The sequence below is a fragment of the Desulfobacter curvatus DSM 3379 genome, from assembly GCF_000373985.1.
GTDB classification, from domain to species: Bacteria; Desulfobacterota; Desulfobacteria; order Desulfobacterales; family Desulfobacteraceae; genus Desulfobacter; species Desulfobacter curvatus.
This window is the reverse complement of sequence record NZ_KB893001.1, coordinates 1-24,017: the sequence shown is the minus strand read 5'-3', so window position 1 is coordinate 24,017 and position 24,017 is coordinate 1. Positions and strand designations below refer to the sequence as shown.

Genomic DNA, 24,017 nt, shown 5'->3' with positions numbered 1-24,017 from the left:
TGTTGTGGGTTGAGTCTGGATGTCGATAGACCGGATCAGCCCATGGCTGTTGTTAAGATCCTGTTCCCCGGACTTTACTTTTCGTTGCGGGTGATTATCGTTTCCAAGGTAACCAAAAACAAACCTGGTGACCTATGAAAAAGAATATTGCTGCCGCTGTGACCCAGAAAGCTGATAACTATACGGCTGACAATCTGACACCCCTGCCCTCCCCGGAAGATGATTCCCGGTCCAAGGAACTGGACCGGATCATTGTCCGGGGGGCCAAGGAACACAATCTTAAAAATATTGATGTAGAGATCCCCAAAAAAAAGCTGGTGGTGGTGACGGGGGTTTCCGGGTCGGGCAAGTCCAGTCTGGCCTTTGATACCATTTTTGCCGAAGGGCAGCGCCGGTATGTGGAATCCTTGTCCTCCTATGCCCGGCAGTTCATCGGGCAGATGGAAAAACCGCGCTACGAGACCATCCGGGGGCTCTCCCCCACCATTGCCATTGAACAGAAAGCCGCATCTAAAAATCCAAGGTCCACCGTGGGGACCATCACCGAAATTTACGACTACCTGCGGGTGCTCTTTGCCCGGGTGGGGACCCAGTACTGCTATAAATGCGGAAAAAAGGTAGGCCGGGGCCATGCCCAGGCCATGGTCTCCCAGATTATGGATCTGCCTGACGGATCTAAGATCTTGATTCTGGCGCCCATTGTGGAAAACCGGAAAGGGGAACACCGGGATCGCCTCGAAGAGCTCAAACGCGAAGGCTATGCAAGGGTCCGGGTGGATGGGGTGGTCCAGGATCTTGAAAATGTCCAGACCCTGGCCCGCAACAAAAAACACCACATTGAGGTGGTCATTGACCGGCTGGTGGTGAAGTCGGACAGTGTATTTGAAAAACGCCTCACCGACTCCGTGGAAGCGGCCCTGAAACTAGGGGCAGGCCAGCTCATTGTCCACATGGTCGGCAGAGAAGATCTGAAAATGAGCGAGGCCCGTTCCTGTTGCGGCATTGCCTATCCTGAACTGACGCCCCAGATTTTCTCTTTTAACTCGCCTTTGGGCATGTGTCCAGACTGCAACGGCATCGGCACCCTTTTGGCCATTGATCCGGATAAGGTGGTGCCGGATCCCAATCTCTCCATCCGTGAGGGTGCGGTGGTCCCCTGGAAGAATTATTTCATCAAGAGCCCACGGTTCAACAACGAAAATTCCTGGGGCAAGGGCCAGCTTCTGGCCATGGAGGCGCAGTGGGGTATTGATTTCGATATCCCCTGGAAAAAGCTGCCTAAAAAAGACCGGGACCTGCTGCTCTACGGCTCCGACAGTAAACAGATGACCGTGAACTGGAACTCGTCAAAGATCCAGGGCAGTTTTTCCCGCACCCATGAAGGCCTGATCCACACCCTGATGCGCCGGTACAGGAACACCCAGTCCGAACACCAGAAAAAGTATTATACCAATTTTATGACCGCGGCTATTTGTCCGGCATGTAAGGGGCGGCGGCTTCGGGATGAGATTTTGCATGTCAGGATTAATGAAAAATCCATTATAGATGTCACTGAGATGACAGTAAAAGAGGCCTATAATTTTATCTCTTCCCTTGAGCTGACCGGCAGCAAAAAGCTTATTGCCGCCGAACTGCTCAAGGAGATCCGGGATCGTCTGGGGTTTTTGGTAAATGTCGGCCTGGATTATCTCTCCCTGGACCGGTCCGGCCCCACCCTGTCCGGCGGGGAGTCCCAGCGCATCCGCCTGGCCTCCCAGGTGGGGTCTGAACTGACCGGGGTGCTTTATATTCTGGACGAGCCTTCCATCGGCCTTCACCAGCGGGACAACATCAAGTTGCTCTCCACCTTGAAACATCTGCGGGACATCGGAAACACCCTGCTCATCGTGGAGCATGACCAGGAGACCATGGAGGCCTCGGACTGGATTGTGGACATCGGACCGGGTGCAGGCCATCTGGGCGGAGAAATTGTGGCCCAGGGCACCCCCGAACAGATCCGGGAAAACCCGGTCTCCCTCACCGGCCAATTTTTAAGCGGACGTGAGACCATTGCCATACCTGAAGAGCGCAGAACACCCCAATCCATGGGCAATAAATGGCTCACCATCCACGGGGCGTGTGAAAACAACCTGGCCGACATCACGGCCAAAATTCCTGTGGGGCTGTTAACAGCTGTTACCGGGGTGTCCGGGGCGGGTAAATCCACCCTGATCAACCAGATTCTCTACCCGGCCTTGGCGGTAAAACTGCACAATTCCCAGATGAGCGTGGGAAAACATAAAAAAATTACCGGTCTGTCCCACATCAATAAGGTCATCAACATCGACCAGAAACCCATCGGGCGGACGCCACGCAGTAATCCGGCCACATATACCAAACTGTTTGACCCCATCCGGGACCTGTTTGCCATGCTGCCCGAATCCCAGTCCCGGGGGTATAAAAAAGGGCGGTACTCTTTTAATGTTAAGGGCGGCCGGTGCGAGGCCTGCCATGGGGACGGATACATTAAGGTGGAAATGCACTTTCTGGCCGACGTGTTTGTGCCCTGTGACGTATGCCACGGCAAACGGTTCAATAAATCCACCCTGGAAATCAAGTACAAGGATCACTCCATTGCCGATGTGCTGGATCTTTCCGTAGTGCAGGCCCGGGAGCTGTTTGACGCACATCCCAAGATCACCCGAATCCTGGATACGCTGGTGGATGTGGGGCTCTCTTATATCAAACTGGGCCAGGCCGCCACCACCCTGTCCGGCGGTGAGGCCCAGCGGATTAAACTGGCCCGGGAGCTTGCCAGAAAAGACACCGGCGACACACTTTATATCCTGGACGAGCCCACCACCGGACTGCACTTCCAGGATATCCGCATGCTGCTGCAGGTGCTCCAGCGCCTCACCCATGCCGGCAACACCGTAGTGATCATTGAACATAACCTGGATGTGATTAAGACGGCAGACTGGATTATGGACATTGGTCCCGAAGGAGGCAGCGGCGGGGGCCGGATTGTGGCATCCGGTCCGCCGGAAGATGTGATTAAAGACCCCGGCAGCTACACCGGCAGGTATTTAATCCCCATCCTTACCCCCGGAGGTTACAATCCGGCTTAACAAATTACGCATTTTGCACCTTTTTAGGGGATAGAAATGAAAATTTTGTAACTCATTTTTATTATCAAAATGCCGCTGCTTTTAAAAAGCCTTTAAAAACAAAACGTTATATACATGGTACACCCTTTGCTATAGATAAATATTAAGGACACGTATGACAACAAAGGGTATAATCACCCCTGAAACCACTGCATACTCCACCTGTCCTTGTCTCACCACCACCATCATCACCTCCCTGTGTCGGTGCAACACATTCCGACACAGGGCCTCACCATTAAATAAATGGTGATTTAAAAAAGGAAAAGAATTGTGATCAGGCAGGCTTCATATCCTGTTTGCCAGACCGATTCAAACTCAAATGCCCGGTGAATTAAGAATTCACCGGGCATTTGAGTTCTCTTCGGACATTTGAGTTCTCCTGCTCAGGCAGGATGTTTACACGTCTATTTTAGAAGGCTCCAGAATGAAAATTTCGTTCCCGGGGGTGAAATTTTAGTAACCCGATTGTATCTAATTTCCCATTTTATTATAAATCATACTTAATTTCAAATAGTTACACCTTGGCACACCCTTTGCTCTATTGTGGGCTACATCACAGCATGAATTTTGCTCTGCTGCTGATGAATTTTTAAGTAAAAGGAGATGTAAATTTATGGTACCGTCCAAAAAAATAATCGAAAATAAAAAGAAATTTGCAGCCCTTGCCTGCATTCTGACGGTTGTGGCAGTGGTCTGCCGATATGGCGCCGGCGGTTTATCCGGCTCTCAATTTCTTAGAGGGATGCCTTGGGGCAATGCGTTGATTATGTCATTCTCCGTTCTTGGCTCCCTGGCCCTGGCAGAGCTGATATGGAGAATCATCCTGGTACTAAGATACAGGCCCATTCCAAGCGTGTCCGATGATCAACTGCCGACCTGTACAATCGTAGTGCCGGCCTACAATGAAGGCCGTCAGGTATTTGATACCCTTAAAAGCCTTGCCGGCAGCAATTATCCCAGAAAAAAAATTCAGCTGATTGCCGTGGATGACGGCAGCGCGGATGATACCTGGAAATGGATTAAACGGGCCAAAAGAACGCTTACAATACCGGTCCTGACCATACGCCAGCCCCAGAACCAGGGCAAGCGCCAAGCCCTTTATGACGGGTTTAAGAAAAGTACAGGCACGGTCCTGGTAACCGTGGACAGCGACTCCATGGTGGAACCCGACACCCTTAGAAATCTGGTGACGCCTTTTGCATTAAACCCCCGCGTCGGCGCTGTTGCCGGCAATGTCCGGGTGCTCAACCAGGCCCAGGGCATTATCCCCCGGATGGTGGACATTGCTTTTGTGTTCAGCTTTGATTTCATGCGTGCCAGCCAGAGCATGGTCCGCACAGTGACCTGTACGCCCGGTGCCCTGTCTTCATACCGTAAATCCGTTGTCATGAAAGTGCTTGATAAGTGGCGGAATCAGACTTTCCTTGGGCGGCCCGCCAATATCGGTGAAGACCGCGCAATGACAAACATGATTCTTCGCCAGGGATATGATGTGGTATTTCAGCAGAACGCCAGGGTCTTTACCGAAGTCCCGGTGGGTTATAACCAGCTATGCAAAATGTATTTAAGATGGGCCAGAAGCAATGTGCGTGAGACCATTGCCATGACGACCTTTATCTTTACGCGGTTTCGCCAAGGCTCAATGCTTGGGGCGCGGATCAACCTGGTTTCCGACGTGCTTAAACTGACCGTGGCCCAGATTGTTTTTTTGATTTCCTGGGGGCTGATTCTGTGGCATCCGGCCATCTTCGGAAGCAAGACCATTATCGGCATTGTGTTAGGTTCCAGTCTGTCCGGAACAATATATGCGTGGAAATTCGGCAAGATTTCCTCAATGCTCGCATTTGTCTACGGGTTTTTCTTTTTCATCGCCCTGACCTGGATCAAACCCTATGCTTTGATTACCCCTCACCACTCCAGCTGGCTGACACGAGGTTGTCCGAAGGTCACTCCGGACACGGATCTTCGCCACCAATTAAGCGCCCGGCAGTTGACTTAATCCTTCCTTACTTTCTCTCCTTGCCCTGACCCTTCCTTGTTTTTTTCTTTTTGCACGGCGCACTGTTCCGGTGCTGCCGTGCCTTCCTCGCCTTGACATCCTTTTCACGCTGACGGCCTTTAAAAATTATTGACAACCCCCAATTTGTTCCCCATTATAAATTTAATTGCGATGACGGAGAAGAGTAAAACAGGGGCTGTGTCAACAGAGAAAGCTGCCCATGGGCTGGAAGGCGGCTGACATAAGTCTGTTTGAAAATCACTCCTGAGCAGCTTGGATGAACCTGTCTGTGCAGAGGGCAAAAGTAATCCGGGCCGTGTTGCCTGCGTAAAGGGTAAGGGGGATGATGGTCCCCTGATGAGTGCGGCATGGAATCTGATCTTCCATGACCGAAGTAAGGTGGTACCGCGGAAAGCCTTTTGTTTTTCGTCCTTACATTGAATTGATGAAAGGACGAAGAACAAAAGGTTTTTTTTGCTTCGTCCGTAAAACTGAAAAGGAGCAATAATAGATGGTACCCGTACCCTCATCCATCTCTTTTCCAAAGATGGAGGAAGAAATCCTCGATTTTTGGAAAAAACAAGGGATTTTTAAAAAATCCCTTGAGAAAAACAAAGACAAAACGCCTTATATCTTTTACGACGGTCCACCGTTTGCCACGGGCATGCCCCACTATGGCCATATCCTGACCTCCTATATCAAGGACACCATTCCAAGATTTTTCACCATGCAGGGACGCTTTGTGGATCGAAGGTGGGGCTGGGACTGCCACGGGCTGCCCATTGAATACGAAATTGAAAAAAAATTGGGCATCAGCGGAAAACAGGCCATTGAAGACTACGGCATTGACCGGTTCAACCAGGCCTGCGCAGATATTGTTCTGAAATACGCCGACAGTTGGGAGGCCGTTATAGACCGGATCGGCCGGTGGGTGGATTTTGGCCGCCAGTACCGGACCATGGATCTCCCCTATATGGAAAGCGTGATGTGGGTCTTCAAACGCCTTTACGACAAGGGACTGATCTATGAGAGTCTCAAAGTGGTTCCTTATTGCAACCGGTGTCAGACCCCTCTGTCCAACTTTGAGACCGGCCTGGATGACTCTTTCCGTCTGCGAGATGCCCCTGCGGTGACAGTGGCCTTTAGGGACAGCAAAGATCCTGAACTTTTTTATCTGGCCTGGACCACCACGCCCTGGACCCTGCCGGCCAACCTGGCGCTGGCCGTGAACCCGGACCTTGATTACTGCCTGGTGGAAAAAGAAAATTTGGGTAAGCTTGTCCTGGCCGAGGCACGGCTTGACAGCTATGCCCGGCATCTCAAAGGCGCAGAAATCGTCAAACGCTTCAAGGGCAAGGAGCTTGTGAGCCGATCCTACGTCCCGCTCTTTGATTTTGCAGATAAAGCGCCTGAGAACCCATCCGGGGAGGAAAAGAGGTTCTCCATCCTGGCTGCAGAATACGTGGAAGCAGGCTCCGGCACAGGCATCGTCCATACAGCCCCGGCCTTTGGGGAAGAGGACTTTAACCTCTGCCGGGGTGCAGGAATCGAAAGCTTTGACCCTGTGGGACCGGACGGATGCTTTACCCGGGCTGCCGGAGAGTTGGCCGGGACAGATGTGTTCCAGTCCAACGCCCTGATCATCAAGCATCTCAAGGAGAAGGGGCAGGTGTTCTCACATGAAAGCTATCGCCATTCCTATCCCCATTGCTGGCGCTGCGACCATCCATTGATCTACAGGACCATCAGCTCCTGGTATGTAAAGGTCACGGCATTCAAAAAGATCATGTCTGAACAGAACCTGAATATTAATTGGATTCCCGGCCATATCAAAGAGGGGCGGTTCGGCAGATGGCTGGAAGGGGCCAGGGACTGGGCCATCAGCCGGAACAGGTTCTGGGGCAGCCCCATCCCGGTATGGCAGTGTGATATCTGCAAGGCCGAATTTGTGCCGGGAAGTCTTGGAGAACTTTCAAGGGTATCAGGCCAAAATGTTACGGACCTGCACCGCCCTAACTGCGACAATATCCGTTTTGGCTGCACGAAATCGGGCTGTGAAGGCCTGATGACCCGGGTGCCCGAGGTGCTGGACTGCTGGTTTGAGTCCGGAGCCATGCCCTATGCCCAGGTGCATTTCCCCTTTGAGAACCGCAAGGGATTCGAACAAAACTTTCCGGCGTCCTTCATCGTGGAGTACGTGGCTCAGACACGGGGATGGTTTTACACCCTCATGGTGGAGTCCGCCGCAATCATGGAAAAGCATCCCTTTGAAAACGCCATCTGCCATGGGGTTATCCTGGCCGACGACGGCAGAAAGATGTCCAAGAGCCTGAAAAATTTCCCCGATCCCATGAAGGTGGTTGAGGCCCATGGCAGTGACGGTCTGAGGATCTATCTACTCTCTTCGGCGGTTGTCAAAGGGGCGGATATCCGGTTTTCGGAAAAAGGGGTAAAGGACGCGGTGCGGCGATACTTGATTCCGCTGTGGAACAGCTTCCATTTTTTCACCTCCTATGCGGATCTGGCCAAAGGATATGCACCGGAGAAGATTCAATTGCCCGACGACCCGGACGCCAATATGGCAGACCGCCATATTCTGAGTGTGCTTGAGACCCTGAAGCAGGAAGTGGCCCGGGCAACAGAGGCATATGCGCTTCCCCGGTGCTATGCAACGATTCTGGATTTCATTGAAACTTTGTCCGGGTGGTACATCCGCAATAACCGGGAACGGTTCTGGGTGGACGAAATTAACCCGGACTCGGCCGCAGCCTTTAACACCCTTTACACTGTGTTGGTGGAGGCCGCTTGCATTTGTGCACCTTTTATTCCCTTTACCACTGAGTACATCCATCGTCATTTGACCGGGGAATCCGTCCATTTGGCGGACTGGCCAACGCCTGTTACCGGGCGGCTGGATACGAAACTAAACCAGGCCGTGGGTCAGGTCAGAGCGCTGATCGAAGGCGGCAGAAGCCTCAGGGAAAAAGCCCGGATCAATCTGAGACAGCCCCTGCCCTTCATTCGGGTGGCAGGATTGGCACACGATGATCTTGAGCGTTTTTCATCCTTGATCAAGCACCAGCTTAACGTAAAAGCCATCCGGTTTGAACAGGATATTGGAAGTTTTGCTCAAAAAAAGATCCGTCTAAACACCAAGACGCTCGGACCGGTATTCAGGGCAAACTTCAAAACAGTGATGCTTCGGGTTGACCGTGGAGAGTTTACCAAAGACGGTGAAGACGGCCTCATGGTGGACGGCCACAGGATTGACCGGGCGGATTATGTTGAGGAATTCTCGGCGCTGGATAAAAAGGAAACGGTCTGGTCCGGCCAGGGGCTTGTATTATCCCTTAATCTGGAAATTTCCAGGGAGATGAAATTGGAAGGGCTGGCCCGTAATCTCAATAGGATCATCCAGGATTTAAGAAAGCAGATGGGCCTGCCCTATGACCAAAGAATCGTTCTTTGCATCGAAGTGGGTGGAGATTACAGCGACAGCTTTGCCGCCCACAAGGATTGGCTCATGGTTCAGGCTCTGGCCGAAAGGATTGAAAGCCGGATACTCAAGCCAGGGGCAGAGCTTAAAGATAAAGACGGCACGATCAAAATTCAGATAATCCCCGTAAGATAACTCTTAAAAAAACAGATCGCCCTATTCAGTAGGCGGGGCGATCTGCTTTTGGACACCGGTTATTTTATTATTCCATATCAACTATCTCTTTTTAGGTATTCGGGTTGGGCAAACAAGACAAGATTCCCTTTGACCTTCTTGAATGAATCAGATATATTAGATCCATACTAAGTTCTACTTTGATCGTTATCCTGCTTATTGCTACACTACTGGTTTTTTTGGTCATTTCATTTCTCTTGCACCGCATTTCGTGTGATCATCAGGTACCGCTGAAATCATTTTAAAACGCTCTGAAACCAGTTGATTATAGTGCAACCTTTTAACTTTAAAAGAAAAGGAGAAAGCTATGGAGACCCACGAACTTCATTACGAAACCCTTACCCGTTTGACCACGGCGATTTCCCAGTGCAAAGATCAGGAAGAAGTTGCCATGATTACCGCCGAAAGTGTGAAAAGCGTGTTCAATGCCAAGGGCTGCTGTGTCTTTCTGGTCAACAGGGATACCGGAGAGTTGGGCCTGGTAGGATCTTCCGGTCTGAGCCAGGAATATCTTGAAAAAGGGCCGACCCATTTTAAACAGGCAATCAAAGAAGCCAAGGATGCAGTTCCCATTGCCATTTACGATGTCATGGATGATCCCCGGATTGAGTATCCTGAAGCAGCGAAAAAAGAAGGGATCGCCTCGTTGCTGGGTGTACCCATTATCAGCCATAACAAAATTATCGGTGCATTACGGGTTTACACAGCCGAGCCATGGGAATTTTCCCAGGAGGATGTCACCGTGACCCAGGCGGTTGCACTGATCTGTGGTATGGCCATGGATATGTGCCGGATGTACAAAGGGTACAAAACCAGCATAGAAGTATTAAAAAATATGAGGGATTCGTCAAGTTTCAACGTCAACAAATGGACCCCGTATGAAGGTGTCCCCACCAGTGTTGACCAGTCCATTTGCGATTATTAATCAATAAAACGCTTTAACCGTTGGCGGCTGCATGGAAATCTCCTTGCAGCCGCTGTTGGTTTTATTCATTAATCCAAGAATCATCAATCTAAAACCGATTACATTTGATTAGACAATTTACAAGATTAATTTTAACACGACGGGCAATCCAGACAGATCGTACACCTCACAAGGTCACCATGAAAGGTTTTCTTAATAAACGAAAGCTTTGTGCAGCCTTTTTCTACACTGAATTCACTGACATATCCTCCATCAGGATCTTCTATTATTTCAATCTTCGTGTCAAAAAAATAGCTTTCTCCATTTTTTACGTTAATGAATTCACTTTGCTTTTTGATGAATTCACTTTGCCTATTGAAATTCTTTTCACCAAAAGAAATTCTAATACCGTATTGCCCGTCAGGCAATCTTTCACCATATCCTGACGCATCAACAAAACCAACGATTTGTCCATCCATGGATTTACCAGGGAAGGAGTCGGAGAGCACAAAACTGATAAAGGTGTCCTTGTCTGCCCCGATTTTAATTTTGTTAATTCTCTCTTCAATAGTCTGGCCCATCTTGTCTGCTGCTTGCATCAAATTGGCCTGGGTTTTACTGTGAATGGCAGAAGCCATCTCTTCAATGGTTGGTTTACTACCGGGGTCAGGAACTTTTCCACATCCCTGCAGAATAAAAACGATGCAGGCAATCAGGCATAGCAGTGTTGACAAAAATTTGCTTGCAGAATCATGTTTTCTCATTTTCTTTCATCCTCCTTTATGCGGTTAAATTACGGTGATATGAAAATATATGCGTAATCCCGGTGCTTCTTACACAATTTTTTGTTAATCCCAATGGACGATAATGGATGAATAAACGTTTAATTCATCCACATCCTGGGAAAAGTTGTGGTCTGGAAAAACCGAGTCACCCACATTCCTGCCAAAACGATATTGCGCAGCAATGTCAAAAACAAATCTTCCCTTGGCAAATCCTGTCCCCAGGCTGAATCCGTAATAATCATCCGGTTTTTTATCTGCAGGAGAGGGATCATAAAAAAGCCCCATTCTTAATGGAATTACAAAATGTTTATTCCTGTTGATCCAAAGATATTCAGCGCCTAATCTGACCTGGCAGGTGGGATCAACATCAGATTGCCCCTCGGGCTTGGCAGTTACGGCTGAAATCTTTGTTCCGTCTTCCTGATTTAAAAGAAATTTTTCCCAATGGGTCCTGTAAACATCTGCTGAAATCGTGAATCTGTCGGAAAAACGGTAGGCTGCGCCTAGGCCATAAGACATGGGCATCTCCAGCTTTTCTTCCAAGACTATATGCGTAGACTCACGGGCAACTTGGCCGTTGTCTGTAGTAGTCACTTGGCTATCAAATGTATGTTTCAGGTCGGCCGTAAACGGCGATTTATAGACGGCACCCAGGGAAAATTTTCTACTCCTGCTGCGCCACAGCAACCCTAAATTATAGTTTAATCCTTGAAAAACAAAATTATGACGTATCACAGTGTCAAGCATAGAAACATAATTAAAATAGGAATAGGAAACCACAGATGACTCTACTTCGGTTTGTTCCCAGCTATTGTCACAGAGATCATCATCCCAGATATTGACCGTAATGCCAACAGAAAGATGCCGGGGAATGATTTCAAACCCGAAGGCAATGCCTACGGCTGAAAGACTGCCTGATTGATGATAACGTCCCTGATTATCAAGATATAAGCCATCAATGGGTGTCAAAGTGTCCGGATCAAGGCCCTGGGATTTATATTGATAACGTTCTTCGAGCGTAAAATCATAAAGTCGCTGGTAATTGATTGATACGACCATGTTGCGGTTCCAAAGCGTGAAAGGATAAGTAAAACTCAGATAATTAAGGTCTGTTGAAGACGTAGAATGCGAACCGTTTGCTTCAGGATGATCTAAAAAGGTGTAATCTTCCTTTTGGCAGCTATAGTTTCCCACCAGGGATATCTCCGCTGTTTTCAGCTGGATAAGTCCCCCGGGGTTCCACGAGGCTGCCGTGGCATCATCCGCCACTGCGATAAAAGCTCCAAAACCCAACGCCCTTGCTCCTGATCCCACAGGATTAGGTGAAAATGCAAAGTTAATATTGCTGTCAGCCGGTGTGGCATTTTGGGAGTTGGCAGACACAGGTCTAAAAATCATTAATCCCCAAACCAGGGAAAGTAAGAAAAAAACCTGTGTTCTAAAAATCATTTGGCTCCTGAGGGGTAACCTCCCATGTTCTGTCCACAATCAGAACATGAAGTTGATAATAGAAAAACAGACTACAAAATCAATAAGTTATATCATGTGCGTAGCGATCATATGCTGCCGCAATATAAAATGCCGATAATAATATTTCAAGACATTTCTAAAAGAAATAGAATAGAAAAAAGGGGTCAGGGGTATACCCTGCGGACACGCCGGCCATCTGTTAATGGGGCATTGCCTGCCTGTTCCTGCCTGGCAAGGCTTGTACGGGCCTTTATATCATCGCTTTTCTCTATTTTTAGAATCGTTCCATTTTCAACCACTTCAAAACGCTGCCCCGGCCGGACACCTTGATCATGGCCGATGTTTAAGATGATGTTACCGCCATCAAGCTTTACAATGCGGCCTTTCAGGGGATATTCTTTTTCAAGGGTCTTTATAACCGTTTCACAAAGGCGCTTTTTTTGTTCCGTGAAAAGCGTGTCGTACAGGGGTTCATTGAAATTGTGTTTGATGCTGCCTGTTCTGGTCTCTGCCAGGCGCATGAGAAGTGTCGGCGGATTTGATGCATTGTTGACATCAATGATTAGAAAAAGTTCTGCAGTTAAAAGCTCGGGGGTAATTTTATTACGCCGGGGAACCAGCCGTGACGACATGATGTCATATTCCTGTTTCAGCACCTGCCAGTCGGTTCGTTCTAAAAGCTGTATATGGGGGCATTTTTCATGCAATTGACTTTCCAGGACATGGGCCGCAAATTTAGCCGTTTCATCAGAGGGTTCCATGACGGACACGGACATCGTCACAGGCATGCTCCAATGGTCCGGGGCTTTTTGAAGATAACTTCGGCCCACGGTTAAAAGTCCGGCTGTGATGATGCATACCAGAGCAACAATCGCCATACGGCGCTTTTTGTTTTTTGCCGAGGGTTTGCCGGCGGTTGCAGAGATAGAAGGCTCCTCATCGGACCGGTTTCTGATTTTTTCTTTTTCCCCGGGTAACGGGCTGTTTTCTTCATTCGTTGACCGGGGCGAAAAAGCGGTTTGAGAAAAATAGGTTGCCTGGGGATCGCCATAGAGCACATAGCTTGCCCAGGAAAGATCATTCTTAGTTTCAGCCGATTTTTTCCGGGCAAGGTTTACGGCTTCTCCCACGCTATAGCCGTTGAAAAAATAGTCATAAAAATTCAAAGCAAAATTACTGCTGTGGATATCTGACACTTTCCATAACGTACCGATATAGTGCTGTACCCCGGATCGTATCAAAGCATCGGTCAGGCCGAATGCTGCATCTTTGTTCCGGGTGTCCGTATTCTTGTTGTAAGCTGACTGGCAAGCATTGAGAAAAACCAGGGACGGCATGGCAGACCCGCCCTCCAGTTTTGCAAATTCCTCTGCCTTAAACACACTGTCTTTGAGCTTGATTGCGCTGGAAGACGGATGCTCATGATCATAGTGGACATGGCCCGCAAAATGAATGATGTCGAAATCCGTCAGCTTTAAAAACAACTCGTCCCGGCTGATTTCAGAGGACAAGGGTGCTGTTTTAACACAATTTTCCAGACAAGAACATTTCCGAAAAATGTTCAATCCCTCTTTTCCGGCACGGGGCAGATCCCCATCAGGATTGGCAATGATCCACAGTTTACAATCATCCGTCGGGACCTGTCTTGCGATCCTGTTCAGATCCCACTGGGTCTTTACCCAGCGCCCCATACAGAATTTGAGGCAAAGGAACTGTTTATTCAGATAGATCAGCTCCCAAGGTATGTGGACCAGATTCTCGTCAAGGGTCAGGATTAAGGTTTTTTTCTCAGTTTCCCTCAACCGTTTTTTGATGGTGGGGGGAAGCAACTCGTTGCACATGAGGACGCCCAGGTCTTTTAAAAGACCGCTTTCGGTCCGGCCGAGCTTACCCGTAGGAAGGCTTTGATTAATGGCCCTGGAGGCTTGTGAGCAAAAGCGGTCAATGCAGCCAAGGGATACGGTTGTCTCCTCGTGCAAGGATTTCCAGACAGGGGGCTCCCGCAAGCTTATTTGAAGCTTTATGGTATTGTCCTGTAATGATCCGGTGCTTTTTGTTATTTCAAGATGAATCGTCCGGCTGTTCATAAATGCCATCCCGGGTTATTTCAAAGAAAAATTTCCCACAGGGTTTCTCATTCTGTTCCAAAACAAGATGATAGCGGTCAAAAGAAAGATTGGTGAATTCAGCCCTTGTGTCCTCCAGAATCCGCGCATCGAATTTATCGTTCTCCCTTTCAAGGATCAGGCAGAATCGTTCATTCTTCTCAAAAGTTCCAACGAGTTTAAATTGCAGATCAAAAGCGTTCTGTTTTATTTTTTTAAAAGCCATTTCTCCTGACAGCCGGCCAAAGCGCTTGACGATCTTTAAATAATTTGATGGGGGATTTCCTTCAAAGGTGCTTTCAGCGGCGCTGTCTCTTATGGCAAAAGCAGGCTGTGCCAACGGCTCAACCGTCCATTCCAGAAACCGTTTTGCCCCGGCGAGCAACGCTTTGATGATCGGTGCCCCAACCTCTTTAGTCCGAACGCTGTTTTCCATGAGGTCCGTGTCTTCCAGCAGGGCTTGGGCCGTGACAAATTGCTCAAGACAGGTGTCGCAGTCTGCCAGGTGATCTTCCACATTGCGGGCTTCCTGTTCCGAAAGCTGACCGGTTATATAGTCATACAGTTTTACGGTTTCAATACATCCTGGGTTCATAGCCTATTTCCTGATAAAAACTTCTATTTCTAATATAAGTATGAAAGAAATACGCCTATCTTACAATATATTAACGACTGGCGCTTTTTTGTTGAACTTTATCCCTTAATTGATCTAACGCTCTTGATTTTGCGGTATAAACGGCACCTTTTTTCATTTTCAGATACCTGGCTATGGTCTCAAAAGAGAGTCCGTGGTCGTAATGCATTTTAAGGATGAGACGGCTTTTTGCCGGCAGTTCATCCATGGCGGAGCGCAGGATATGCTCCTGCTCCTTCCGGTCATATAGGTGATTCTCCGGTGCTGCCAGACCGAACGTTTCATCCAGAGGGATCAGTTTATAGCAATTTGCAATATTCAGAATGCCTTTGCTTCGGAAATCCGCCAGCACGGTTTGGTTGGCGATCATGATGATCCATCCGGCAAGGCTGCGTCCCCGGCCGTCTTGGTATTGCCAGAGTTTTTTACAATTTTTTTCCAGCAGCTTTAAAAAGATTTCATTGCGCATATCTTCTATACCATCCTGGGTATAAGGTATTCCCTTCAAGGCAAACACTTTGATGACCGCAGATTCCACCAGTCGCCAGTAATGCATGATCAACGCTTCCCTTTGACAGCAAAAAAGGCAGTCATACAACAGTATACGCTCTTCATCCCTACTTAATCGTTTCATTGGGTAATTACTTTGTCTCCGATGCCGGGTTTATTGCCTTTATTATAAAATTCAGCACATTTACCTTTAATGCAGTTGGCAGCAATGATTTCTGTAGGCCCCCCACGCGTTCCGCGATAGACAAGAAGGGGCCAGCCTGACTTTATTCTCGTCTCCGGGTTCTCCCGGGAAATATTTCTATCCATGGAGACCTTGAAACCGCCGAAGGAGAAAAAACCACCTGCCGTTGTAATGGTACCTGTTGTCAGGGGAAATTTTCTATGAAATTTTTCCGATAGCCTATTGCCGATATAGGTCATGTCGGACACCAGGCTGAAGGCATCCTGGACAGTAATGATTTCGGATGTTTTTTTATCGATAAGGCGGGCGACGACTTCAGTTCCATGTCCGGTTTTATAGACGCTTCCAAACAAAGCAGATGCGCATGATGCGCCGGGTGATTCGGCCATGACATTGTTTAAGCCTTTTGATATTAAGCGGAAACGCCTGTTGGCGGCAAAATCATTTTCAAAACTGCGCAAAAAATTTTTCCAGTTATCAGCCTTTTCATTGTTATCAAACGTATACATGCTGATGCCGTAGCGGTGGGCTAATTTAAGATGCTCAGGAATTTTTCTGTTTAACACAATCGTTTTTTCAACGGCCTTGCCCGTTTCGGTGGCCGCTTTTATGGTAAATCGATTCAAGCCTTGTTCCAAGGGGACAAAAATACTGCAGGTTATCCAAAGGCCGGGGGTTTTCAGCAGAGATTTCCCATTGATGTCTAAAGCAAGAATGGTGCTTTCGGATGCAATGGTAAATTCCAAGGGCGTGGCATTCGTAAAAATTTCATTTGAAAGAGGTTTTGACAGCCTGATTTCGGGTTGATCACTGTTTTTTAAAGAGAGCACAGCGCCGGCCTCTGTTATGCCCGAAAGGTTCAATGCCGCCAGTTCGATTTTTCGGCCGGCGCTGTTCATCTCTTTTTGGGTTCTGTTGCCAAGTGTGTCTTCTGCCAGAAAGGTTACACTGTGCTCCCCAGGGTAAAGCTCTGCATGAAAACTGCCGTCATGGTTTGAAACGGCGATGTCCCTTCCGTTCATGGTGAAGCGGGCAATGCCGGACGCGTCATGAAGATACCCAAAGATATCTTGTCCTGGTCTTATCCGGGTAATGCTGATAAAAGGCCCGGATTTGTCCATCAGAAACTTTATTCTTTTTCGGGAGGTTCCTCCCATGAGATTGCCGGCTGCGATCTCAATGGTGTGGGCACCTTCCTCAAAATAAAGCGCTTCGCTGAATTGCATTTTTTTCCGGGAGCCCTCCATGAATACGGTTTTACCATCAATGGTTATCCAGGAGACATATCGGCTGTCACTCACGGCCCCTGTCATCAGCATCGGGAACCGGTTGCTTTTGTAGAAACCATCCTCATCGTTAAATTCTGACGGTGAAGTGATTGATATGTCGGGTCTTGAAGCGGCTGATTGATTTTCTTCCATCAGCGCTTTTCTAACTTCGTCCAGGTAATAATAGGCTTTTGCCGATGGTTCCTGTTCCAGGGACAGTAAAAGACTTTTTTCAGCAAACCTGTACTGACCCATGAGAAAATGGATGATGCCGATTTCCCGGTTTGGGAAATAATCATCTATGAAATGCATACCGTAGGTTCGGGCCATTCGTTGATCCGCAGATCTTTGCTTTATTGCCTGATCAAGGCAATCCAATGCTTTTAAATAAAACTCGCCGTCAATATAGGAAAGCGCGCAGGCATAATAATCATCCCATTCACCCAGAAAGTTGCCCCCCCGCCATCCATAGGAAACATGATTCTTTTTAAAGGTTGGGCAAGGTGAAGGGCCTGTGCACCCCCAAAGTAAAAGCACAAAGGATGTCATGGTTGTAACGCTCCGAATGACAAGCCGATATGATTTCTTTTTCTTCATTTTACATGAATAAAATAGGCATTTGTTCTTTGTCAAGTCAATCCGAAAAAATCAAAGGGCTATTGGGTTCACTACAGGCCCAACAGTTTAATAACAAAGGGCTTTACAGCTATAGATTCAATTCAGGTTTCCCAAATTTCGGCCAATATTTTTTTATGTAAGAACCTGCCGGGTCAAGCATATATTATTGCACGAAAGACGTCTTATTTAAGAGTTCGAAAAAAAGGGAAGATACAAAAAGTATTTCTCCCAGCCTCGTATACTCGGCGTGAGAATTTAAGGTTAGGCATTTGAATGCCTATTTATTGCCCCTCAGAAGGAGGTGGTTTGTGGATCAAGAAACACGGCAATATGTCATTAAATTATTAATTCATACGTTTTAGGGAGAAGAAAGAAAAATGACTACAAAATCCTCAAAATCAAACCAACCACAGATGCCTGAATTGATTTTTGCTGAGGCATCAGTTCGTTCAATAGGCGGAAAATCGCTTTTTGACAAAGATCTTATTGTCACCAGTGGCTCTGTAGATCAATACGCTTCAGAATCTCAATTGGTTCAGGCCGCAATAGACAAATTAAAAACAGAAGGCTTTAACATATTAAGTGTGGGTGAAACAACCATTACTATTTCCGCCCCGCAAGCAGTATACGAAAAAGCCTTTAATACGAAACTTGTTGCCGAGGAAAGGCCTGCTATCAAGGAATTAGGCGTAGAAGACACGGCCACCTTTATTGAGTGTCCGGATACTGATGTCCCAGGTCTTATTGAAACAAAAAATACTATATTTTCCGACCTTCTTGAGGGCGTCGCAATAAGCGAACCGGTTTATTTTTTCGCAAATGCTTTTGCACCGACGAAAGAGTACTGGCATATGGATGTTCCCTCAGGAATATCTCTTGGGATGAATGCAGATAAGGCCCATCGCCTAGGTTATACAGGAAAAGGGATTAAGGTGGTAATGGTTGATTCCGGATGGTATCGTCACTCCTTTTTCACGCAAAGAGGTTATCGCGCCGGATCTGTTGTTCTCGGCCCAGCTGCTGCAAATCCTACCCGGGATGAAAGTGGCCATGGCACAGGAGAATCAGCAAATATATTTGCCGTTGCGCCGGATGTTGATTTCCAGATGGTAAAGATTAACTTTGTCAACTCCGTAGGCGCTTTTAACGCAGCCGTTGCTTTGAACCCCGATATTATTTCATGCAGCTGGGGGTCTTCTCAACCTGACCCTCCTTTATCCGCCAGCAATCAAGCGCTCGCGGCGGCTATAGCAAATGCCGTGCGCAGAGGTATCGTGGTCATTTTCTCTGCCGGCAATGGCCATTGGGGATTTCCGGGTCAACACCCTGATGTTATTTCTGCTGGTGGTGTGCATATGGAACCGGACGGAAGTATGCGTGCAAGTAATTATGCCAGTGGATTTGCAAGCAAGATCTACAAAGGACGGAATGTACCCGATGTCTCAGGGTTGGTTGGCATGCGTCCTGGAGCACAGTCTATTATGTTGCCGGTGGAACCTGGAGATAATATAGATACCAGTCTTTGCGGAGGAAATCATCCAAATGGCGATGAGACCGCAAGGAATGACGGTTGGGCCGCTTTTAGCGGGACTTCAGCAGCCGCACCACAGGTTGCAGGCATTTGCGCATTAATTAAACAGGTATGCAAGAGGTTGTCACCGTCACAAGTACGAAGCATTCTTAAACGAACAGCCAGAGATGTTACCGTCGGTAATTGTAGTCCAAGCACAGGAGCAAATCCTGCGACTTCCGGGCCTGATCTGGCAACCGGGTATGGGTTGGCGGATGCATATAGAGCAACGTTAATCGCTCGGTTTCGTTGTATTTTAAGACCTCCGATACCTCAAATTATTCCTGAGCCGATACCCCAGCCAATACCGCGTTCGCAAGCGGATCCCATACCAGCGGTGATTCAAGGGGGAATCTCTGAAGAGGAATACCTTCAATTTGAGTCGATGATATTGAGAGAGGATTTAGCAGACTAAAACAGTAGAACCATCAAAATTGAATCCAAATTATAAACGAAAAAGGAGAGCAAGCCATGAACGAAAACAAATGGATCAGTTTTACAGATGCCCCGGAAGAAAATGTACCTCCGAAAGTTGAGGTCAGTAAGTCGTCCAAAAATATTGTAACAAGGGACATGTGTGACGCGGGTACCCGGACGGTGCTGACGGTCCGGTACTCGACATCCGGTGCATGGGAAGGCACGGTCAATGAATTTCAGCAGATTGAAATTCCCGAAACGACACTGCTTGAAACAGAAGGTGCGCCGGCGGTGCCCAAGGCCGGTATCTTTGTTGCCGTCCCAATGGACGCTGATGCGGTGGAGGTTCGTGTGGTTGATAAATCTTCCATGACCGTAGAGCATGAACTCAGTATTGCACCGGCTCCAAAGCAGTTCATAGAAGAAGAATTTCAGGAAGTATATGATGCAGACCCAAAGATCTATGGATCGGATGAATTTTATCCCGGTCTCGATGTTGACTTTCTAGGGCTCAAAACCATCTCCGGTGTGAAGGTGGCCCATATCCTCGCCTATTTAGGACAGTATCGTCCCGTATCAAAGCAGATGGAACTCATCGAGTCAATGGTCATTGAAGTATCCTACCAAACGCCTCCGGCTGCTGACCGTAAACCCGGCCGTAAACCGCGTGAGATGCCCGAGGCGGACCTGATCCTCGGGCTGGACCTGCTTGACGATCAAACTGATTACTCCTCAATAATTGAGGATTTTGCCGGGCTGGATCGTGAACTCGTCGAAGAGTTGGAGGTGGATGCGGAATCATCACTGTCGGCCCCCCGGGGAATTTCATTGTTAGAGCAGAATGAAGATGACGTCTCCGACCCGGCCGCTACTCTCGTGCCCAGGACATCAACACCAATCTCCATTTCTCCGATAACGGTTCCCGTCCTTTTGCGCCCCACGCTGAAGGTATCCGGTCTTATTGCGGAATATGTGATCGTTACGCCCCGGGCACTTAAAGACGCGGTTGAACCGTTGCTGAATGCAAAGACAGGCTGGCCGTTTTATGCCAAGGTGGCTTTAACCGAGGATATCCAAACCGAGTTTCCAAGTGCCAACCTGAAAACGTCGATCAAAGCCTTCATTACCTGGGCGACCGACAATTGGCGTGTTCCGCCACGATTTATCGTACTCGCCGGCGACAGTGACATCATCCCTATGCATACTTACAGCCGGGGAGGAAGAACATACGCTTCGGATCATTTTTACGCCGACATTGCCGGGAATCTCATTCCCGAGCTGACAGTTTCCCGCATCCCCACCTCTAATGCCACAGAAATGAAAAGCGTATGCGAGCATTTGGTGCGCTACGAGAGCGTGAGGCGCGGAGATTGGGGCGGATGGCAAAACCGCGTCATGCTGTCCGCTTACCAGTCCTCTACGTATGAAACCACTTGTGATCAGATATATAACCAAATCAAAAATCGATATTCGACAGTCAAACGATACGCAAAAAACACATCCAAAAGCGACGTTGTAAAGACGATAAATGACGGCGTCGTGATGGCCCTCTACCGCGGACATGGGTCAAAGACAGCCTGGTCAGCCAGCAATGGGATTAACAGCACCGATGTCGCCGGTCTGACCAACGGCTCCCGGCCGCCCTTTGTTCTGAATATCTGCTGCCAGAATGGCTGGGTGGACGATAACAGCCTGGAGACGATTGTCGAGGCATTTGTTCGTAAACGCAAAGCCGTTGCCGTCTTTGCTTCGTCGCGAAACTCGTGGACATATCCCAACAACGATTTCGCCAAATACATGTTCGATGCCGTAATGAGCGGCAAATGCCAGACGCCTGCAGCGATCATCCGTTACGCCAAAACCAAGATGGTACAAAATCATGGGACCTCGAGCTATCATCTGGACAACACCGTCATGTACAACTTGTTCGGTGACCCCACCGCGGATGTTGCAAGCAATGCAGAATGGCTGCGAGGCGACTGGGCAATGGATCATGACGGATGGAAGGGAACACTTAAAGTTACCCGAATCTGGAACTATCACATTGAGACATCCAACGGTTATAAAGCGCCGGTGTGGAACATTTCGGGGACTTATGTGTCGAGCGCCAACAAAAGCTATCCTTTTTCAGGAACGCTGGGTGGTTTCGATCCGAATCAATTGGGCACAGGGTCGAAACGAAGCGACCATAAAGTGGAATTTAAAATTAATTTCGGCACGTCAAACAATCAGAAATTTGTCGGCTACGTGCATACCTGGACACTCAACCGGCTTTCAGGCCTCACGTGGTGGTCAAATCATCCCTTTGGGTGGACCGCCCAAAAGCTGTGAATTCATCCGAATGCTGAAGTAACCCTTCAGCCCGCCACGACGTTTTGAAGCGGTCAACCGGAAAACCTGCAAGGGCCAAACCCATTCTTTGCCTGGTGCTTGCAGGTTTTTCCCGTAAGCAGATCAACGGGCTGATGACATTCCATACCCGGACATTCCTATACCATCTCCTTGTCCAGGGCTTCCCGCACTTTGGCCGCAAGTTTTTTTTTCGAAAATGGTTTTGCAACAAAATTTACGCTTTCATCCAGGACCCCGTGATGGGCGATGATGTTGGCGGTGTATCCGGACATGAATAGATGGCGGAGTTTAGGATAAACAGCCTGGAGACTGTTGAGAAGTTCCCGCCCGTTCATTTCCGGCATAATCACATCCGTTAAAAGCAGGTGGATCTCTTGTTGATGGTCCCGGGCCAGATCAAGGGCTTCGCCCGGAGTTCTGGACTCCAGCACGCGGTATCCAAGTTCTTGGAGCATAAGTTTGGTCAGTTCAAGAAAGGACGGGTTATCCTCCACCAGCAGGATGGTTTCCTGTCCGTGTTGGGCAGGGGCGTCCTTTTTTATTTTGGGAAGGGCATCAGGTACGCTCTTTTGCCTGGGCAGGTAGATCTTAAATGTGGTTCCCCGTCCCGATTCGCTGTACACATTGATAAATCCGTTGTTCTGCTTGATGATCCCGTACACCGTGGCCAGACCCAGGCCGGTCCCTTTGCCTGCGTCTTTGGTGGTAAAAAAGGGTTCAAAAATATTGTTCAGGATTTCGGCATCCATGCCGCATCCCGTATCGCTGACTGCCAGGCGCACATATTCCCCGGGTAGAAAGCCGGGGAAATGGTTTGTTTTATAGCAAAGGCCAGAAGTTGACGGATGATGGTGGTGGAGCGGCGGGCAGCCTTTATGATCTGTTCAATATAGGCATGTGCCCCATGATCCTGTCCTATTTTTGCCAGAGCCAGCTCTCCATATCCCAGAATCACGCCGATCATGTTGTTAAAATCGTGGGCCGCCCCCCCCCGGCCAGCCGGCCCACTGATTCCATTTTCTGGGCCTGGCGCAACTGGGCCTCCAGGGAGAGTTGTTCCGTGATATCATCGACCAGTTCAATGACGGCCCAGATCTCGCCGGACCGGCTAAATACGGGAGACGATACGATTCGAAAGTTGCGTATGCCTTCGGGCCTGGAGGTTTGGGTTGTGGCCTGGTGGACCTTGCCGTCCCGAAACGACTTGACCACCGGACACCCATCGCATGCCTCTTCCCGGGGCGGATAATTGAAGGACCTGAAACAGGCGGGATACTGTACGGGATCGACATCCGGGAACCATTGCCGCATTTGCTTGTTAAGTTCCAGAATACTCATCTCCGGGCTGATCAGGCTCACACCAATGCCGATGTTATCCAAAATACTTCGCGTTTTGGCTTCGCTCTTCTGCAGCGCCGTTTTTGCCCTGATCAGCCTGGTCGTAAATAGCAGGAGCAGCAAGAGGACAATGACAAGCAGGATGAGAATCCCTGTGATGGTGAAGGCGAAGTTTCGATGGGTCGTGAATACGGATCCCGGTTTGTGGATTACAAAGCTTCCCTTTGGAAGTTCCGCCAATGGGATGCCGAAACGTTCCATCTGCCTGTAATCGAACATGGGTATTGAGGTTCCGGTTTTCCGAATTGGAATCGTGTCGGGATTTTCACCGGCAAGGATACCAAGGCCCATTTCGGCCGCCTGTCTGCCCTGCTCGCGGCCGCTGAGAAGAAAGCCGCCGACAATGCCCTCTCCGAACCTATTTTGGTGAACCCCGTAGACCGGAACCCTCGTACTCGACAGAATCAGGCGGGTACTGTCTTTGGTGGGAAGCGCCCTGCCGGAGCTATCAGTTGTATACGTGTTTAAGAGAATGACTGAATGGCCTGAAAGTGCGGCGACCGATGCCCGCGTCTCCTCAAAGGTACCCGGCGGCGGAAAGCGGAAGGTCACCCTGCCGGCGTACTCCGCGACAACAGCTTCCATTGCCTTTCGTGCAGAAAGGCCGCTGACCGTCGTATCGCTGATACACACAATTTCCCTTGTATCCGGGTGGAGACGGAGAATTATATCAACCGTATTTTTTATGTCCTGGGTTTCAAGCTTGGATTTCGCTTGTTCCCATTTTGAATTTTATAAATTTAAAAATCAATAAAATCGGTCGAAAAAGTCTAATTTTTAGAGCATACACCCAATTTTTTAATATAATTCACCATAATCAATCGTAACTACTTGAAATTAAACTAGATTTTTTTCACAAAAAAGTAGAGTCTTTCCAGTTAAGTTAAGGAGGGCTCTATCATTGCGACTGCCAGTTATAAAAAATGTTCAAACGCAACCTGTTGGATTTGCACCAATCTTGAGACATTATTTTGATCAATGTGGAAT

Annotated in this window: 15 protein-coding genes and 1 other annotated feature; of the genes, 6 read left to right on the top strand and 9 right to left on the bottom strand. The window is 48.5% G+C overall.

Translation table 11 applies throughout. The features are described from left to right. Positions 1 to 134 precede the first annotated feature (134 nt). The 4 genes from uvrA to B147_RS0108055 all read left to right on the top strand — a co-directional run bounded on the left by uvrA (position 135) and on the right by B147_RS0108055 (position 9,740). Positions 135 to 3,107 (top strand): excinuclease ABC subunit UvrA, encoded by a 2,973-nt coding sequence (uvrA, locus tag B147_RS0108080; protein ID WP_020586705.1) that lies wholly within the window; start codon positions 135 to 137, stop codon positions 3,105 to 3,107. Between the two features lie 652 nt (positions 3,108 to 3,759). Next, positions 3,760 to 5,145: a glycosyltransferase family 2 protein gene (locus B147_RS0108070; protein ID WP_020586703.1), complete on the top strand. Its 1,386-nt coding sequence runs from the start codon at positions 3,760 to 3,762 to the stop codon at positions 5,143 to 5,145. Between the two features lie 162 nt (positions 5,146 to 5,307). Continuing rightward, positions 5,308 to 5,582: a binding site (T-box leader), on the top strand. A 74-nt stretch (positions 5,583 to 5,656) separates the two neighbouring features. After that, positions 5,657 to 8,776, top strand: a complete 3,120-nt coding sequence (gene ileS, locus B147_RS0108060; protein ID WP_020586701.1) for an isoleucine--tRNA ligase — start codon at positions 5,657 to 5,659, stop codon at positions 8,774 to 8,776. Positions 8,777 to 9,122: 346 nt separating this feature from the next. Further along, on the top strand, positions 9,123 to 9,740 hold the full coding sequence (locus B147_RS0108055) for a GAF domain-containing protein (protein WP_020586700.1): 618 nt from the start codon (positions 9,123 to 9,125) through the stop codon (positions 9,738 to 9,740). Positions 9,741 to 9,871: 131 nt separating this feature from the next. Here the strand turns inward: B147_RS0108055 and B147_RS0108050 are convergent, their stop codons facing one another. The 6 genes from B147_RS0108050 to B147_RS0108025 form a co-directional block, all read right to left on the bottom strand. Then, the gene (locus tag B147_RS0108050) at positions 9,872 to 10,483 is read right to left on the bottom strand and encodes a hypothetical protein (protein ID WP_020586699.1); all 612 of its coding nucleotides are present in this window, start codon (positions 10,481 to 10,483) and stop codon (positions 9,872 to 9,874) included. Between the two features lie 84 nt (positions 10,484 to 10,567). After that, positions 10,568 to 11,902, bottom strand: a complete 1,335-nt coding sequence (locus B147_RS0108045; RefSeq protein WP_157237822.1) for an OmpP1/FadL family transporter — start codon at positions 11,900 to 11,902, stop codon at positions 10,568 to 10,570. A gap of 236 nt (positions 11,903 to 12,138) precedes the next feature. Next, entirely contained in the window at positions 12,139 to 14,061 is a 1,923-nt protein-coding gene (locus B147_RS27870) for a CHAT domain-containing protein (RefSeq protein WP_020586697.1), read from the bottom strand. Further along, on the bottom strand, positions 14,036 to 14,674 hold the full coding sequence (locus tag B147_RS0108035) for an anti-sigma factor family protein (protein ID WP_020586696.1): 639 nt from the start codon (positions 14,672 to 14,674) through the stop codon (positions 14,036 to 14,038). Before B147_RS0108035 ends, B147_RS27870 begins: the two co-directional genes overlap by 26 nt. A 70-nt stretch (positions 14,675 to 14,744) precedes the next feature. Further along, on the bottom strand, positions 14,745 to 15,347 hold the full coding sequence (locus tag B147_RS0108030; protein ID WP_083927852.1) for an RNA polymerase sigma factor: 603 nt from the start codon (positions 15,345 to 15,347) through the stop codon (positions 14,745 to 14,747). Beyond that, positions 15,344 to 17,224 carry a hypothetical protein gene (locus B147_RS0108025; protein WP_020586694.1) on the bottom strand — a complete coding sequence of 627 codons (1,881 nt, stop codon included), beginning with the start codon at positions 17,222 to 17,224 and terminating at the stop codon, positions 15,344 to 15,346. Before B147_RS0108025 ends, B147_RS0108030 begins: the two co-directional genes overlap by 4 nt. A gap of 446 nt (positions 17,225 to 17,670) precedes the next feature. On the opposite strand from B147_RS0108025, the gene B147_RS0108015 reads away from it, so the two are divergent. After that, entirely contained in the window at positions 17,671 to 19,278 is a 1,608-nt protein-coding gene (locus B147_RS0108015; RefSeq protein ID WP_020586692.1) for a S8 family serine peptidase, read from the top strand. Positions 19,279 to 19,334: 56 nt separating this feature from the next. After that, positions 19,335 to 21,611, top strand: a complete 2,277-nt coding sequence (locus B147_RS0108010; RefSeq protein WP_020586691.1) for a C25 family cysteine peptidase — start codon at positions 19,335 to 19,337, stop codon at positions 21,609 to 21,611. 158 nt (positions 21,612 to 21,769) lie between these two features. Here B147_RS0108010 and B147_RS32835 read toward each other — a convergent pair whose 3' ends face one another. Genes B147_RS32835 through B147_RS32825 form a run of 3 tightly spaced genes read right to left on the bottom strand, consistent with a single transcriptional unit; the run spans position 21,770 to position 23,663 of the window. Beyond that, positions 21,770 to 22,381 (bottom strand): response regulator, encoded by a 612-nt coding sequence (locus B147_RS32835; protein WP_020586689.1) that lies wholly within the window; start codon positions 22,379 to 22,381, stop codon positions 21,770 to 21,772. Beyond that, positions 22,363 to 22,596 (bottom strand): histidine kinase, encoded by a 234-nt coding sequence (locus B147_RS32830; protein ID WP_020586688.1) that lies wholly within the window; start codon positions 22,594 to 22,596, stop codon positions 22,363 to 22,365. Before B147_RS32830 ends, B147_RS32835 begins: the two co-directional genes overlap by 19 nt. After that, complete coding sequence (locus tag B147_RS32825; RefSeq protein ID WP_020586687.1) at positions 22,593 to 23,663, bottom strand: PAS domain-containing protein; 1,071 nt, start codon at positions 23,661 to 23,663, stop codon at positions 22,593 to 22,595. The genes B147_RS32830 and B147_RS32825 overlap by 4 nt, the downstream gene beginning before the upstream one ends. Positions 23,664 to 24,017 lie beyond the last annotated feature (354 nt).